The following is an 18,374-nucleotide window of genomic DNA, read 5'->3' as shown; positions in this document are numbered from 1 at the left end:
TGCACGAACAAAGTAAAGTTGAAATGAGAACTTATAAAACAAAAAACACCTGCAAAAACGTTTTTGCAGGTGTTTAATTAAAATATTTTTATCTAATAATCTGTATCGATTATTTAGGACTAGTCAAAAATGTTTCAGTTGATGCTTCAAATAGGCCAGGTTTAGATTTGGATTAGCTTTCGGGAGCCACCAGTTAATCATCTTGACGAAATAAAGAATCAATACGAAAATCTGTGGAGTAGTAAAAATCTCGCGGAGTCGCAAAATCGCAAAGTTTTAATGAGAAAGTAGAAAAAAGCTTTGAGACTCCGTGAGATTTCGAGGAACTCAAATTGAAAAGTGGAAAACAGAAGGGTAAAACTTAAAAATAAAAAGAGAAAACTTAGCAGCTTGGCGTTTTTGCGAGACTGTTAAAGCGAGAAGTTTGGAAATTCGCACTTTATGACCTTTTTTTACACGCAGATTTAGCAGATAGCAATGATAAAAAAATCTGCCAAAATCCGCTAAATCTGCGTGCTATTTTATTTTAGCATTTCCCGCCCCGTAAAGACATTCTGTAAAAGTCAACAACTCTTTGTTATCTGCCACAGATTAAAAATATTGGAAGGATTTAGATAAAAAAAAAACACTCCGAAAGAGTGGTTTTTTTGAAGTTGTTTATTCAATCGGTACGTGTTTTTTACGGTTAAAGACCCAGAAGATAATCGGAAACACTAATAAGGTTAAAATCGTGGCGGTGATCAGTCCTCCAATAATTACAATAGCCAAAGGTTTTTGCGATTCAGAACCAATTCCTGTTGAAATAGCTGCGGGCATTAAACCTATAGAAGCCATGAGGGCTGTCATTACAACGGCTCTTGTTCGTGCTTTTACCCCCATAAAAATAGATTCCTCGAGGCTAAACTTCGCCTTTAGATTATGATGGAATTCCGAGATCAGAATAACGCCATTCTGAATACAAATTCCAAGCAAAGCAATAAAACCAACACCAGCCGAGATTCCGAAGTTCATACGGGTAAGATGCAAAGCAATAATACCACCGATAATAGCAAAAGGAACATTAGCTAAAACAAGTAAGGAGTCTTTAATATTTCCAAAAAGGATAAATAACAAGACAAATATTCCGATTAAACTTATGGGAACAACTTGTGCTAAACGTGCACTGGCACGCACCTGATTTTCAAATTCTCCCGTCCATCCGGTAGTATAACCTTGTGGTAGTTTCATTTTGTCTACTTTTTTCTGTGCTTCGGCAATGGTACTTCCTAAATCACGATCACGAACAGAGAATTTAACCCCGATAAAACGTTTGGTATTGTCTCTGTATATGAAAGCCGGGCCTGTAATGGTCTTGATATCTGAGATTTCTTTTAAAGGAATTTTAATACCACTAATCGTCGGTACTTTTATTTCTTCCAAATCTTTTTCGTCTTTTCTGTATTCTTGAGAAAAACGAACTCTCACGTCAAATTTTTTCTCGTCTTCGTATTTTTCTGTAGCTGTTTTTCCTCCAAAAGCAAGTTCAAGTACCGCTTGGGCATCGCTCAAAGTAACACCGTAGGCTGCCATTTTTTCTCTGTCCAGAATAACACTGATCTCAGGTTGTCCCACATTTCGAAGTATTCCGGCATCTTTTATACCGGGAATGTTTTTAATTTGGGCCAATACTTCATTGGCCAATTCATCGAGTTTGTTAAGATCATCACCGTATATTTTTACGGCATTAGAAGCTTTAAATCCTGCTACAGATTCAGCTACATTATCAATAACGGGTTGTGAATAATTATAGGTAATGCCCTGATGGACTTTTAATTTTTGATCCATTTGATTGATCAGATCGTCCATCGTAATTTTTCGCGTCCATTCTGCTTTTGGTTTTAGATCAACCTGAAGCTGAATAAACCCAAAACCGTTTGGATCGGTTCCATCATTACTTCTTCCGGTTTGTGACAGCACTTTTTTTACTTCGGGAAAGCTTTCGAGGTCTTTTCGGATCATAGCAGCTGTTTTCACACTTTCGGGAAGAGAAGTACTCATTGGTAATTCTGCGGTTACCCATAAGGCGCCTTCATTTAATTGAGGCAAAAATTCAGTTCCAAGAAAAGTTGCAGAAAAGAAAACGGTTGCCAATAAAACGATTGAAGCGATTAGTGTTTTGGCTTTGTGTTTGAAGGTCCAGGCAAAACCTTTACCTACTATCCGGTCCCAAAAGTTGACAAACGGATTGTGCTTCTCTTTTACATTTTTATTTAAAAGGATATGGGATAAGACCGGTACCAATGTCAAAGTAAAAATTAAAGCTCCCATTAAAGCAAATCCTAAGGTATAGGCAAGGGGAGAGAACATTTTCCCTTCTACTTTCTGAAAGGAGAAAATAGGTAGTAAAGCGGTAATAATGATTAGTTTAGAAAAGAAGATTGCTTTCCCCATTTCGGTTCCGGTTCTTTTAATCAGACTGCCTTTCGCTATTTTATTAAAAGCAGTCATGCCTAATTGATGCGCCCGACGGTCTAAAACAACAAACAATCCTTCAACCATTACCACGGCACCATCAATGATAATTCCAAAATCGACGGCTCCTAAACTCAATAAATTAGCACTCATTCCCATCATTTTGAGGCATAAAAACGCAAACAACAGCGACAGCGGAATAACGATAGAAACGGTAAAGGTAGTTCTCCAGTCGGCCATAAAAAGAAAGACGACACAAGTAACCAGAATAATACCTTCAAATAAGTTGTGCATTACCGTTTCGGTGGTGAAATTCATCAGATTATCACGATCATAAAACGTTTCTAATGTAATGTCTTTTGGAAGGATATTGTCGTTAAGATCCTTTATTTTGGCTTTGATGAGTGCCAGAGTTTCCTGAGGATTCTCCCCTTTACGCATTACAATAATTCCTTCAACCGCATCATCATTATCCCCGATTCCGGTTTGTCCGACTCTTGGCATCGAACTTTCATTTACTGCCGCTAAGTTTTTAACCAAAATTGGATTTCCTCCTGCATCGTCAACAATAATATTTTCAATATCCGGAATAGATTTTAATAAGCCTACACCACGAACTACAAACGCCTGTCCGTTTTTTTCGATTACATCACCACCAACATTTAGATTTCCTGCATTGACTGCATTATAAACCTGAAGAGGAGTAATGTTGTATTTGGCTAATTTTATCGGATCAACGGCTACTTCATAAGTTTTAGTCTGCCCTCCAAATACATTTAGATCGGCAACACCGGGAAGGGAGCGCAGTTGTTTGTCGATCACCCAGTTTTGATAGGTTAATAATTCCCTGCTGTCTCTGCTTTTACTTTTTATAATGTATCTGAAAATTTCTCCTGTTGGACCGTATGGAGGCTGAACGTCCGGTTCGACATCATCGGGTAATGACACATTTTTAAGGAGATTGTTAACCTGAAAACGGGCAAAAGTATCATCGACACCATCATCAAAAATGATTTTGATAACCGATAAACCAAACATGGTAATACTGCGGACACTGGTCTTCTTTTGTACCGAGTTCATCGAAATTTCGATAGGAGAAGTAACAAAACGTTCCACTTCCTCAGCACTTTTCCCGTTCCATTGTGTGATGATAATGATCTGTGTATTGGTTACATCAGGAAAAGCATCAATAGGCATGGTTTTGAAAGAAATAAATCCTGCAACGGCCAGTAATCCCACCCAAAAGAAGGTAAATGCTTTGTTCTTAAGCGAGAAAGCAATAATGTTTTTTATGAATTTGTTCATTTTAAAAAGTATTTTTAATGATGAATTTTATGTTTTAATTCGCTTTAGAATTTGGTATGAAAACGCAAGACGAATAATTGAGCAGGTCTACTGTCTTTAATACAGGCCGGATTTAGTACAAATTGATAATCGGAGAAAGTATAGAATAGGTCTTAGAAATTAGAAAAGGAGTTAAATCAGTATCCAGATTTCCTATTTTTAGACTCTAACTACGTATTGAATCTCTTTCCTGCTAATTTGGTTAATTGTTTAAGGCACCGTATATAAACAACTGATTGTTGGTGATGACCTTCTCATTTTCTTTTAGTCCGCTCGAAATATAGGTTACGTCACCAACTACTCTGTACACGTCCACTTTTCTGGTTTCAATATTGTTACGGTCTTTAAAAATCACAACAAAGTTTTTACTCTTATCAAAAACGATTGCTTTACTTGGTACGGCTATCATAGACTCCTTTTCGTCGAAGGATAATTTTATGCTGGCATTCATATCCGGTTTTAATAAGTACCCCGGATTACTTAATTTTATACGTGCCTGCATGGCTTTGGTTTCAGGATCGATCACATTATAGATCTTGTCTACTTTTCCTTTAAAAACCTGATCGGGATAACTTAGCGTAGTTACAGCAGCTGCAGTGCCCAGTTTTACTTTATTGATGTCAATTTCGTTAATGTTAGCCATGGCCCATACTTCGCTAATTTCGGCGATATCAAAAATGTTTTCAGTACGATCATTTCTCAAAAGCATGTCCTGATTGATGCTTTTTTGAATGATAAAACCGCTTATTGGTGCTGTTACTTCATAGATAGAACCGGCTTTGATATTGTAAATTTTATAGGTTTCCTGAATTTTACTGACCTGTGATTGCGCTTTATTTACTTCCGATTTTGCCTGTAAGACATCACTCTCCGAGTTTAATTTGCCGTCATATAATTCCTGAGCTACTTTCAGGCCGTTTTTTGCTACCAATAAATCATTTTTGGCATCTATAGCCTGTTTTTCGAAGTCGGCAACATCGGTACTTTTTATCGAGGCTAAAACTTGTCCCTTTTTTACATAGTCTCCAAGTTCAACATTCACTTTTAATACACTTCCGCCAACAAGCGGGTAAACGTCAATCATTTTGTTGTTGTCGGCCGTAATTTTGCCATAAAAACTCAATACATTTTTTACGGGCTGTTTTTCTGCCGGTGCAGTAGTGGTTGTTTTTAGCATGGCATCGCTTAGTACAAAAGAAGTATTGGTATCGGGATTTTCAACTTCTTTTTTGCAGCCGGTTATGGATAAACTTACAATCGCAATTCCTATAATTAGTTTATGTTTCATCTTTAGTTTGTTTTAGAATAAGTCTTTATTGATTGTACTATTTAATTCTTCACCGGAAAGGGCTACTTTTTTCTTTATTTCGTTTACCTGAATAGTGGCCTGATTGTAACTTTCCATAAAATCGGTAAATTCTAAAATACTGATGTTTCGTTTTTGAAAATTGGCCAGGATTCCATTGTAAACCGCTTCAAAGTCAGCATTCACTGTTGGTTTTATCACACTGTAATTTTTTCGTGATTCGTCCCACTTGGTCCAGGCCGATGTGATTTCGGTTTGTAATTGCAATTCAAAATTTTGTTTGTCAATTTTGGATTGTTCCAGAATCGTCTGTGCGTATTTGATATTTCCTTTGTTTTTGTTCCAAAGAGGGAGTGGAATCCCAATGGTCAAGTTACTTTCTTTGTTAAAAGCACCACTGCGCTGATCGTAGTTGGCTCCCAGAGTAAGGTCAGGAATCGACAGTGATTTTTGCCATTTTACATTTATTTCGTTGGCATCAATTTCTTTTTGTTTGGCCTGATAGTCCGGTCGATTGGCAATGGCATCGGTTTCGAATTTCTTTAAATCGAAGTCAATCGTTTTAAGATACTTATCAAATTCTTCTTTGGAAACTACAGGAATTACATTTTCAGTTTCATTTAATAATAATTTTAAGTTAGCCTGTTCGTCAATGTTATCATTTACAGTTTCCATTCTTGCATTTTTAAAATTTAGAAAAAGAGATTGCAAGCGAACAACATCTTTTAAAGGAACATTGCCTTTTTGAGCCTGAATAGTATAAGAATTGATCAAATCTTCCAGATGAACGACTTGTTTGTCTGTGGTTTCCAGATTCTTGATGTTGAAATAAACAGTATAAAAACTTTTGCGTAATTGAAGTTTTAATGTTCGCAGAAGATCGTTAAATTGAAGTTCTGCCAGTTGTTCATTGGTTTTAGCCAATTTTACTTCATTGCGTTTTTTTCCGCCTAAATAGATGAGTTGTTCGATTCCAAAAGCCTTTTGCCCTTCTTTTCCAATATCAAAATACTGATTCCGTTCCGGGTTATAAGCATTCAATTCAGCTGTAAGAGTGGGGTTATCCCAAATTCGGGCTTGAATAGTCATGGCTTTTGATGCATCAATATTGTATTGAGAAGCCAGTAACAAGAGGTTCTTTTTTAAAAATTGAGCCTCACAGTCTTGAAGGGTGACCGTTTTTTGAGCCATTGCAGCCTGATTAAGCATTGCGAATAGGAGTAATGCAAATAACTTTTTCATTGTATCATTTTTAGTTTGTACAAATATGCTATCGACAGACTTTAAGATACCTTAAAATCTACCTTAAAAATAGCTTAAAATTACTTACAAATGAAAAGTTAACCGAAATAAATTCGTGTTAATATGTGATACTGAGTAGTTTATGGTTGCTTTGTGTAGCGTGAGGATTCGTTGAACAATTCTCAGTCCAAGGCCAAATCCGGTTGTTCCTTTTGAATTTTGGCCGCGCATAAAAGGCTGAAAAAGGTTTTTTTGCTCTTCTTCGCTTAAGGTAATTCCGGTATTAGAAACAGAGAGAATTAAATGATGGTCGTCTGCACTAATTTTAACTGTTGCCTGTTTGTTGTCGGAGTAAACACAGGCATTTTTGAGAACATTGCTCAAGGCAATTTCCAGTAGGTTTTTATTTCCTTTTATTTCTAAAGCGGTATCGAGGTTTTCATTTTCTTCAATTTCAAATAGAATTACAAAATCGGGAAAACTTTTATTCAGATTTTCAATAGCAGAAAAGAGGATTTCATCCATGCGATGTATTTCTGTATTTTCGCCTCTGTTGGTATCTACTTTAGACAAAATCAATAAGGAATTAATCAGTTCCGTTAATTGATTTACGTCCGCTAATATATTGGTTAAAAAGGATTTATTTTCAACACTCGTTTTAGGATCTGCAACGGCATTTTCGATTTGCGAAGTAATTCTGGACAGTGGAGTTCTGAGTTCATGCGAAGCGTTTGCCGTGAATTCTTTCTGTTTTTGATAGGAGACTTCAATTCGGTCCATCATGAAATTGAATTCGTTGGCAATCAGATCAATTTCGTTTTTATTGCTTTTAGACTCAATACGGGTATCGAGATTGTTCTCGTTTATATTTTTTATTTTTTGATGAAAGGAATTCAGAGGATTCATCAGTTTTTTTACGGTAAAAGAAGTGATAATCCAACACAGACAGGTAAAGAAAAGATACGATACAATTAAGGTATATCGCAGAAAAAGCAATTTCTTTTTACCAAAATTGTCCGTCGCCGAGATCAGCGCATAAAAATCACGGTCGTTGGTATCGTAAAAAACGCCGTATACTTCATAATCACCTTGTTGTTTAAAAAAGGTTTTGTTCTTTTTTAAATACTTCAGATCATCAACTGACCATTTTATTTTAGCATCATCAATACTGCTATAGATTAATTTGTAGTTAGAATCAAAAACCAGCGTTTTTTCGTCGTATAACTTATTGATGGAGTTCTGATCGATAATTTTAAGCAATTGATTGTCGACTTGCTTGACGTTTACCAGAAGTTTAATGTTTGATAAAGCCTTAATTTCTAACCGGTCGCGGAATTCTTCTTTTCTGTAATTGGAATATAAAATGAATATCACGGTCGAAGCTAAACCAAAAAGGATGGTAAACAGCAAACTGACTAATAGCGATATTCGATTTTTTAATGTCATTCCTGGTCACTTAAATAATATCCGTAGCCAATTTTGGTACGAATGAGTTTTGTTTCGTGGTCTTTATCAATTTTTTTTCTTAAAAAATTAATGTAAACTTCAATAGTATTTTGATTGGTTTCGATGTGATAGTCCCAAAGTTTTTCGGCAATAAATTGTTTAGACAGTACTTTTCCTTTAGCATGAGCCAAAATTAAAATGAGTTTAAACTCTTTTGGGGTTAGTTTTATTTCTTCGCCGGAGCGAAAGACTTTCATTTCTTCTTCCTGAATTTCCAGATCCTTAATAAGAATCTTTTTTTCGGTTTGTTGCGGAATGTCCTTTCGTCTTAAAAGCGAAGTTATTCGGGCATATAGTTCTTCAAAATGAAACGGTTTTACCAGATAATCATCGGCGCCATTGTCAAAAGAAGCCAGTTTGTCTTCGATTTCGCTAAAAGCAGTCAGCATAATTATAGGCGTTTTTTTGTCGACTTCGCGAATGCCTTTGCAAACGTCTATTCCCGTTGTTCCGGGTACATTGATGTCCAGAATTATTAAGTCGTATTCGTTAGGAAGATACTTTTTTAATAATAAGGAGCCGTCGTAATAGGGAAAACACTCGAATTCTTTTGAGGCAAAGAATGTTGAGATTTCTTTTGATAAAGTAAAATCATCTTCGAGTAGTAAAATTTTCATGTTCTTTTTATATTGGTTAATTCGGTTATCCGATGTTTGTATCGAATAACCGAACCAATGTTTTATGAGTCTCAAATAGAAGTTTAAAACGATGTGTTTTTATCTATTTGTGATTGAGTTCTAAAAATATTTTTTGCCACGAATTTCACGAATTGGCGCGAATTAATTAATTTAATTTGTGCAATTCGTGTCTAATTTTTTTGCCACAGATTAATAGGATTGAAATGATTTGATCTGTGGGGATTAATTTAATTCTATCTTTTTTTTCACGCAGATTTAGCAGATTTAGGGGATTTTTTATCATTGCTTTGGCGAAAATCTGCCTAATCTGCTAAATCTGCGTGCTATTTTTATCTTGCGTCTTTGAATTGCTTTAATTTTTATCACGCTGAATTAGCAGATTCTAACAAAAGAACTGATAAAAAATCCGCCAAATCCGCTTAATCCGCCAAATCCGCGTGCCATTTTTTTTACATCCCTTATTTGAAATACGAAAACGTTTCGTTGTTTTCGATTTTCAATATAGATTCATAAATCAACTGAATCACATTTTCAACATCTTCTCTGTGTACCATTTCCACCGTGGTATGCATATAACGTAAAGGTAATGAAATCAAAGCAGATGCGACACCACCATTGCTGTATGCAAAGGCATCTGTATCGGTTCCTGTAGCGCGCGAAGAGGCATGACGCTGGAATGGGATTTTGTTTTCCTCAGCAGTATCCACAATTAAATCGCGTAATTTATTTTGTACTGCAGGAGCATAAGCAATTACAGGACCTTTCCCCATTTTTAGATCACCTTCTACTTTTTTGTCAATCATAGGAGTTGTCGTATCATGGCAAACATCAGTAACTATGGCTACATTAGGTTTAATCGTTTGTGCAATCATTTCAGCACCACGAAGACCAATTTCTTCCTGAACGGAGTTTACGATATACAAACCAAAAGGAAGTTCTTTTTTGTTTTCATGAAGCAAACGGGCTACTTCGGCGATCATAAAACCACCCATTCTGTTGTCGATGGCACGACACACAAATTTGTTTTCGTTCAGAATCATAAATTCATCCGGATAGGTAATTACACAGCCCACATGAACTCCCATTGCTTCGACCTGTTCTTTGGTCTCACAACCTAAATCGATAAAAATATTGCTGATTTTTGGCGTCTCTTCTTTATCACGTAATCGGGTATGAATGGCCGGCCATCCGAAAACCCCTTTTACAATTCCTTTTTTAGTGTGAATATGCACTCTTTTTGAGGGAGCGATTTGGTGATCAGAACCACCATTTCTGATCACATATAGTAATCCGTCATCAGTAATATAGTTTACATACCATGAAATTTCATCTGCATGTCCTTCAATAACCACTTTAAAAGGAGCATCGGGATTGATAACTCCAACGGCTGTACCATAGGTATCAGTAATAAAGGTGTCTACATAAGGTTTCAGATAATCCATCCAAAGTTTTTGGCCTTCGCTTTCGTAACCGGTAGGTGAGGCATTATTAAGGTAGCTTTCAAGAAAAGCTATAGAGGTATCTTTTAAGATAGATTTTGTGCTCATAGAAAAATTTTTGCGCTAATTTATAAATTTGGTATTAGAGTTGTATATAAATATATAATTTTACATTTAAATTATGACTCCATGAGATTTACCTACTTTATTTTATTTTTTATATTGATTAGTTTTAAAAGTCAAGCCCAGGTTACCCCTAAAGAGAATCAGGAAATGGGCTATATATTGACCGAACAGGATACCATCTTAAATGATACTATCGAATTGCCGGAGATTATAATTTCTAAAGAGAAGCTGGATCCCGAGGCACAAAAGCAATTTCTTATTCTGCAGAATCGGGTTTATAAAACCTATCCTTATGCCAAAACAACCGCAGACAGGCTTACTGCCTTAAATCAGGGAATGGCACGTTTAAAAACAAATCGCGAAAAGAAAAAGTATTTCAAAATCGTTGAGGATTACCTTAACAATGAATTTGAAGACCGTCTTAAAAAACTTTCCAGAAAACAAGGACAAATACTCGTAAAACTGGTTCATCGCCAAACCGGAACTACGACCTTTGACCTTATCAAGAATTTAAAAAGCGGTTTCAAAGCATTTGTATCCAATACGACAGCTAATTTATTCGATATCAGCCTAAAAAGAGAGTACAAACCCTATGAAGTAAACGAAGATTATTTGATCGAAACCATACTCGTCAGAGCCTTCGAATCGGGCAGATTAATCAATCAAAAGCCCGCACATCCCGTTGATTACGATGATTTGAGTAATCATTGGCAGGAAAAAGCAAAAGAGCTGAAAGTAGCAAAATAAATAAACACATCTATTTAAAAAGACTTACCGGATTAATTTTTGGTAGGTCTTTTTTTTATGTAGGATTAAACGTATTTTTTGAATTACAAATCGAGGAGTATTCTTTCTGCAGGATTTTAATGATTGTGTTTTGATTTTCCCAAGTAGCCCTTGCATTGGAGATCCTATTTAGGTTGTTTTTTTAGAATTTATTGATGCTTTTTGTTCTTTATTTAAGAATTTTCTCATTGTTATTGTTTGTTTTTAGGTGTATAGTTTGTTATGTTTACTTTTTTTTAACTATTAATTAACCAAAAAATACGCATATGATAAAAAAAATACTTAGCTTAATTGTGATGTTTTTTGCGACTACAATATGGTCGCAGGAGGGAATTCAGAAGGATTATTCTGTTTTTATAAACGGAAATAAAATACTGACCTCTGCCAATTTTAAAGAACAGGCCAGAGAATTTAAGAAGAATACAAACAAGCAAAAGCCCGTCGCAACTTACAGTTTGGTGCAATTTACCCAGATGCCATCTGTAAAAGAGCAGCAAAAGTTAAAAGAGCAAGGTATTACATTGCTTAGTTATTTATCGAATAATGCGTATTATGCTTTAATTAATTCAGACTATTACAATAAAGGGGTTATTTCTTCTACTATCAGGACTGTTATTACGGTAGATTCAAAGTATAAAATAGATCCAATGATTGCCACTGGAGCAATTCCGGATTATGCCTTAGAAGGAAGTAATAACGTTAAGGTCGTGGTAAGCTACTTTAAGGGAGTTGACAGTAAAATCATTTTACAAAATCTGGCAGGTTTATTTGTGAAAAGCAGTAAGATCGACGAATCTTTTAATGAGGTTTATTTGGAAGCTTCCAGAGATAAATTGGAGGAAATAGCAAAATTAAACTGGGTTCAGAATATTGAACTGGTTGCTGCTCCTGTTGAAAGTGATAATAAGCCTGGTGTAACTTCTCATAAAGTAAATATTTTAAGTTCAGCTATTCCCGGTTTAGGATACGGATTGACAGGAAAAGGAGTTAAAGTGGGTGTTTGGGATGGAAATCTGGAAAAACATAAGGATCATACCGGTAGAGTTACGATTAGAGAATATGAGTCTAATTCTTCTCACGGAACACACGTTTCCGGAACAATCGGCGGTGCTGGTTTATTAGATCCAAGAGCCAGAGGTATGGCGCCGGAGGTACAAATGTTTGGTTGGAATTTTAATACACAATCAAATGGTTTAAGTGTGCAACAAGAAAGAGTAAAAGCGGTAACGGAAGACGGGATCGAAATCACCTCTAATTCTTACGGATCCAATCTTACCTCCGGATACAATGTGAGGAGATACGAGAATGCAGACCGTGGAGATGATAATGTTACGGTTCTATATCCTTATCTTTTAAATGTGTATTCTAATGGAAATGCACAATCAGCATACCCGGGTGGTTTTAATACCTCTACTAAAAATTCAAAAAACTCATTGCACGTAGCAGCCAATAATCCTGATGATTTGATTAGTAGTTACAGTAGCTTCGGACCAACGATTGATGGTCGTTTGGTACCACAAATTGCGGCAGTTGGTTCAGATGTATATTCATTAGATTATAGTAATGGATACCAGTCGATGAGCGGAACTTCAATGGCTACGCCAGGAACCAGTGGTACAATAGCTTTGCTCTACGAAAGATATAAAAATATTTATGGAGAAAAACCATTAGCCTCTTTAATGAAAGCGTTGGTTACCAATACGGCAAAAGATGCCGGTAACCCAGGCCCGGATTATAAATACGGTTTTGGAAATTTGAATGGTCTAAGAGCAATTAAAGCTTTAGATAAAAGAATGTTTTACACAGCTACTGTAGCTGGCGGAGCAGTTAGTGAAAAAGAAATTGTGGTGCCTGCGGGTTTAGTTTCTTTAAAAGTTATACTTGCTTATTCGGACGTAGCAGGAACACCCGGCTCAACTTCTATTCAAGTAAATGATTTGGATATTAAAATTGTAAAAGACGGTACTACGACCTTACCGTGGGTTTTAAATCCAACAACTCCAAATGCAAATGCAACAAGGGGAGTAGATACGATGAACAATATCGAGCAAGTAACTTTAGATAATCCTGCTCCCGGAACCTATAAAATTGTGGTTACCGGTACAAGAGTTCCTCTTAACAGTCAGGAATTTTCAGTAGTATACGATTATGTGGCACCGGAATTAAGTCTGACTTATCCAATTGGTAGAGAAAAATTCAATCCGGAGACTACAGAATACATTCGTTGGGATTATGAAGGAGAAGCAAAAACGTTCATGATCGAATATTCACTTGATGGAGGAATAAATTATACAACACTAGCAAAAGAAGTTCCTGCTGCGGCAAGAAGTTTTGCTTGGAAAGTACCTGCAGCTGTGGTTGCAAACGCTAAGTTAAGAATTAGTACAGGTGCAAAAGTAGATACTTCAAAAGAGGTATTTAATATTATTGCAGAGCCTGAAAATTTAGTGATTGCGCCAGCTGTCTGCGGTACCTCTTCTTATACAATGGATTGGGATCCTATTGCGGGAGCAAAATATGAAGTTTTAAAAATGAACGGATACAAGTTTGATGTTGTCGCGACAGTTACAGAACCTACTTATACGTTTAATAATCTTACAGCAGGGGAAGACAATTGGTTCTCTGTTCGCACAATAGATGTCGCTACAGGAATTACCTCTGAAAGAGCTAAAGCAATAAACGTGGATCCGGTTTCACAGCCGGTTTTGACAGTTGCCAGTTTACCGTTTTTAGAAAACTTTAATGAAAGAAAAGCAACGAATTATGTTCTTTCCAAAGGAACTGCAGGTATTATAAAATATGAATTTGTAAACGCAACACTACTGGATGGTGTAAAAATGGCAGGGTCCGGAAATGTATCTTTGACGCCATGGGTTGCAAGTACAACTGCGAATGCCTTTGCCAATAACCCGAATTTCATAAAAAAAATGTCTTTTTGCGATGTCGACGCTACAGCACTGACAGGAAAAGTGATTCGTATGAAATTTAATTTAATTTGGAATAGTGTTGGTGCCGCTAATAAAAACTTTTTTAGAGTTTTGGTAAATGGAAACCCGCTAAGCAGTCATGAAAACATAGACGTATATGCAGGAGCTACGCTATCAGGAAATACAGAAGTAACCTATGATTTGTCAGCATTCGCAGGAACAACATTTAGTATTGCTTTTGAAGCTGTCATGGATAATGATGCGATTGTGGTTGGCAATGATATGGTATACAGTACTGTTTTTGTTGATAATGTTAGTCTTTTCGAAGCTACAACTACCGATTTAGCACTATCTTCATTGGTAGCTAATACTGCTTTAACTGCTGCTGAGACGGTGACAATGAAAGTGTCTAACAATTCTCCTGTTGCAGTAAGTGCTATTCCTGTTTCCTATAAAATTAATGAAGGAACAGAAGTTAGTGAAGTTATTCCGGGACCCATTGCCCCTTTGAGCAGCGTGTCTTATAATTTTGTTCAGAAAGCCAATTATGCTACTCCGGGTGTGTACAAAGTTGTTGGTAATGTAAATTATACCGGTGACGCTGTTGTTGAAAACAATACTATTGCAAAAACTGTTTATAATAACGGGACAGATGTTTTAATGGGATCGACTACCCCAAATACTAATTGTTCAGCAGTATTTACAGATAACGGAACACGTTTCGCTAATTATAGTGATAACGTAACCCAGACCCTAACTTTTAAACCCGCTACAGCAGGAAGCAGTATAAAAGTAGATTTTACAGCTTTTGACACAGAACAAGATTTTGATTATTTGTATGTTTATAACGGACCTTCCGTTTCTGCAGCTTCATTGGTCGGCACTTTTACAGGTAATGCTTTGCCTTCATCAGTAACATCTACTGCAGCAGGAGGGGAGCTAACTTTTAGGTTTACTTCAGATTCAAACACAAATGGAGCAGGGTGGACCGCTGACATCAGTTGTGTTGCAAAACCAACCGTACTTGATGCTAGTGTCGCTGCTATAGTTACGCCGGAGATTCTTGGAAAAAAAACAAGTACAAATGATGTAACGATTAGAATTAGTAATTTAGGCGCAACTGCTTTAACAAACCACCCGGTATATTATCAGGTAAACGGAGGAGCAAAAGTTGCAGAGACAGTTCCTGCTATAGCTGCTTATGCTACAGTAAGTTTTACTTTTGCTGCCAAAGCAGATTTGTCTGATGTTGGAGCAACTTACCTAATAAAAAGTGGTGTTGATATAACAGACGATAATAATAGTAATGACGCAAAAGAAAAGACAGTATATAACAAAAATGAACTACCTGTTCATGAGAATACCAGTGGATATGCCATTTCTAAATTGAAATGGAATGATGTTGTGAATACTTCAGGAACGACTGCCTATTCTGATTTTAAGAATATAAAAATTCCGGTATATCCGGGATTGACCTATCAGCCTGAGGTTTCAATCACCAAAATAGAAATACCAATCACAAGAGATCTGTCAGCAACTGCTGTTGGTGTGTTTACTATGATGGTTATTGATTTGAATGGAGATGGTAATCTAACCGATGAATTTTATGCGGGTAATTTTTGGGTGAACACAACACCTACTTCAGCTGCACCGGCAATTCCATCTACAACAAGTACCCATTATTTTAGAAATAATTTTTCATTGACAGGAGGTTTAACGATTCCTGCAGGTACTACAGCAGGTGAAAAATTGATGCGTGTTATCCATATGTTTCGTTCACCGAATGAGTATTTTAACGTAAACCTTGGACCAACTATTGATGGATTAACAAGTTCAAGAGGAGATTTTGAGGTAGAAGAATATACCGTTAATGTATTGCCATTTACCGCTGCTGATGCAAGTGTAGAAAGAATTACAGCACCTTTTAAATCTGCTAATAAACCTGTGACCGTAACAGCAGTTATACGCAATTTTTCAAATACTGCAATCGCTAATTTCCCTATAGCATACAAAATTAATGGCGGAACCGAAGTGGTTCAAAATGTCAGCACCTCTATTGCAGCACTGGGAACAGCTACTTTTTCATTCACTACTAAAGCAGACTTAAGTGCGCCAGGAGATTATACAATTGAAGTATATACTAAATTGGCAGGTGATACAGACGCAACAAACGACAGTAAATCAATTTCACTTACACATGCGGCGAATTATGCTTCAAACGTAGTAGGGACTTTCGATGGAGTTGATGATTTTATAAAGACAGATGTTACACCAGCTCTGGATCTTACCAACAATTACACATTCGAAGCATGGGTTAATCAGAAGAAACCATCGACCTTTGGTAGAGTTTTAGACAAAAGCAGGGCGTTAGTTTTTATTCACAACAGTAATAATGTAACGCTTTACAAAGAAAATAGTCTGGTAATTTCTATTACAACTGCTTCAGGTTCTTATGTAATCAATACAGGAGTAAACTCGATTAAACAAAACATTTGGCAGCATATTGCCTACACAGTGAGTTCAACTAATGTGTATACTGTTTATATTGATGGAGTTTCTGTTCCTTTTACTAGTACCGGTATTGCCGGGGCAGCTACTACAAATGCAACACTGCCGGCTTATATTGGTAACAATGCCACTTTAACACGTGGTTTAAATGGTAACATAGATGAAGTTCGTATTTGGTCAGGTGTTCGCGATCAGGCAACAATTTCAGGTAATGCAATGGTAAGATATACGGGTAATGAAGCTGGGTTAACAGGTTATTATCCTTTCTCTGAAGGTGATAAACAATTTGTTCATGATTCTTCTACAAATGATAATACAGCTGTAGTAACAAATGCCGATTCAAATGGCTTAGGTGAAGGGAAATTCTGGAATATTCCTGTTCTGTTGCAAAAGGTAGATTTTGTAAATCAGCTTTCGTCCACTTACGATGCAGCAACCAAAACTTATACTGTATTGTTGAATAATGGATCCGATATAACGACAGCAGTTGCCAACTGGGGATTAGGAATGAATAGTATTGCAAAAATAAACGGAATAACACAAGTAAATGGTGTTACAACAAATGACTATACTAATCCACTTACGCTAACAGTTGAGGGAGTTGGTTTTAATACAGGAATTTCAGAAACGTATACTATTAAAGTGATTACCGATTTAAAAACGGAAAGCAAATTAATTTCGTATAATTTTACAACCGCATCAAATCCGGTGTTAACATCAGATATTAATACAGATATATCAGGAAACAATGTTACAAAAACAGTAGTCTTTGGAACTAATATTTCAAGTTTAAAAGCAGATTTTGCTGTCTCTCCGGGAGCAGAACTTTATATAGACGGGGTGAAGCAGTTAAATTCGAAAACAATAATATCAGATTATTCGAATAGTTTTCTGGTTACTGTTGTCTCAGAAAACAAACTTTCACAGACCAATTATACGGTTACATTAAAAGCGAGAAATTCAGAGGCCAATATTTTGGCATATACTGTTGCAAATCAAGTAGGAACAAGTGTTATTGATCCGGTTTCCAAAACAGCTAAGGTTTTGGTTGATAATAATGCTGATTTAGCTACAGTAGTACCGGTTTTCCAAATATCTGATTTTGCTACATTGCGTATCGGTACCTATTTTCAAGATAGTGGCGTTACGAGATTAAACTATACTTCGCCAGTTGTTTATAATGTATTGGCGCAAAATGGAGATATTGTAGATTGGACCATAACAATTGAAAGAGCCGCACCAACTATAACGCTTTTAGGAGATGCTATAGTTTCTATTAATAAAGGTTGTGTTTTTACCGATGCAGGTTATAGTGCAAAAGACAATTTAGGTGTTGATATTGGAGCAGGAGTTGTAGTTTCGGGTTCTGTTGATGTAAATACGCCGGGTCAATACATTCGTACTTATACCGTCAAAGATGCCTTGCAAAATCAAACTTCAGTAACTCGTATAATAAATGTATCAAGTACAGCATGTAGTTTAGGAGTAGATTCCAATACAATTGAAGGATTTGTTATCTACCCAAATCCGGTAAAAGACGGGAAAGTACACATACAAACAAGTTCTGGCAGTTCTAAAAACATCAGAATATCGGATATGTCCGGAAAAAAGGTGTTTACGATACGATCTGCTGACAAAGAAATAAATGTTTCTAGTTTGCCATCGGGAGTTTATATAATTAAAGTAGAGCAAGATGGTAAAAGCGCAACACAAAAATTAATTATCAAATAAGTTTCGTCTAGTATATTAAAAAAAACAAGCCATCACAATAGCATTCAAAGCCGGTCTTGTTCTAATATACACCAAATCCACAACCCGACAGGTTTTTAAAACCTGTCGGGTTTGTTTGTTAAAGAGAGTAAGGTAGAGAATAACAGTTGTCCTTATATATAGGTGTAATTACATCCTTAATTATACACCCCCAACCCGACAGGTTTTCAAAACCTGTCGGGTTTGTTGTTTAAAGGTCCCAGTATTAAAAAGCATCCAGCCTACAAAAGAAGTTATAGATTCCCTAAATTAGATACTATAATATATAGGAGCAATCATATCCTTAATAATACACCCCCAACCCGACAGGTTTTCAAAACCTGTCGGGTTT

Annotated in this window: 8 protein-coding genes; 2 read left to right on the top strand and 6 right to left on the bottom strand. The window is 36.3% G+C overall.

Features of this window, described 5'->3' with window-relative positions; translation table 11 throughout:
* Nucleotides 1–657 precede the first annotated feature (657 nt).
* The 6 genes from ACHRV3_RS22910 to ACHRV3_RS22885 all read right to left on the bottom strand — a co-directional run bounded on the left by ACHRV3_RS22910 (nucleotide 658) and on the right by ACHRV3_RS22885 (nucleotide 10,034).
* The gene (locus ACHRV3_RS22910) at nucleotides 658–3,756 is read right to left on the bottom strand and encodes an efflux RND transporter permease subunit (protein ID WP_395436276.1); all 3,099 of its coding nucleotides are present in this window, start codon (nucleotides 3,754–3,756) and stop codon (nucleotides 658–660) included.
* 241 nt (nucleotides 3,757–3,997) lie between these two features.
* The gene (locus ACHRV3_RS22905; RefSeq protein ID WP_047776567.1) at nucleotides 3,998–5,083 is read right to left on the bottom strand and encodes an efflux RND transporter periplasmic adaptor subunit; all 1,086 of its coding nucleotides are present in this window, start codon (nucleotides 5,081–5,083) and stop codon (nucleotides 3,998–4,000) included.
* A 12-nt stretch (nucleotides 5,084–5,095) separates the two neighbouring features.
* Complete coding sequence (locus ACHRV3_RS22900) at nucleotides 5,096–6,343, bottom strand: TolC family protein (RefSeq protein ID WP_053004246.1); 1,248 nt, start codon at nucleotides 6,341–6,343, stop codon at nucleotides 5,096–5,098.
* Nucleotides 6,344–6,427: 84 nt separating this feature from the next.
* Entirely contained in the window at nucleotides 6,428–7,789 is a 1,362-nt protein-coding gene (locus ACHRV3_RS22895; protein ID WP_395436277.1) for an ATP-binding protein, read from the bottom strand.
* Nucleotides 7,786–8,466, bottom strand: coding sequence for a response regulator transcription factor (locus ACHRV3_RS22890; protein WP_395436278.1), 681 nt, complete (start codon nucleotides 8,464–8,466; stop codon nucleotides 7,786–7,788). Before ACHRV3_RS22890 ends, ACHRV3_RS22895 begins: the two co-directional genes overlap by 4 nt.
* A gap of 479 nt (nucleotides 8,467–8,945) precedes the next feature.
* Nucleotides 8,946–10,034 (bottom strand): M42 family metallopeptidase, encoded by a 1,089-nt coding sequence (locus ACHRV3_RS22885; RefSeq protein WP_047776573.1) that lies wholly within the window; start codon nucleotides 10,032–10,034, stop codon nucleotides 8,946–8,948.
* Between the two features lie 81 nt (nucleotides 10,035–10,115).
* On the opposite strand from ACHRV3_RS22885, the gene ACHRV3_RS22880 reads away from it, so the two are divergent.
* Nucleotides 10,116–10,799, top strand: a complete 684-nt coding sequence (locus ACHRV3_RS22880; protein ID WP_395436279.1) for a DUF4294 domain-containing protein — start codon at nucleotides 10,116–10,118, stop codon at nucleotides 10,797–10,799.
* A gap of 305 nt (nucleotides 10,800–11,104) precedes the next feature.
* Nucleotides 11,105–18,004, top strand: coding sequence for a S8 family serine peptidase (locus ACHRV3_RS22875; protein WP_395436280.1), 6,900 nt, complete (start codon nucleotides 11,105–11,107; stop codon nucleotides 18,002–18,004).
* Nucleotides 18,005–18,374 lie beyond the last annotated feature (370 nt).

The organism is Flavobacterium sp. FlaQc-49 (assembly GCF_044005985.1).
GTDB lineage: Bacteria > Bacteroidota > Bacteroidia > Flavobacteriales > Flavobacteriaceae > Flavobacterium > Flavobacterium cupriresistens.
Note: the sequence above shows the minus strand (reverse complement) of the source record. Positions and strands in the feature narration are given on the sequence as shown.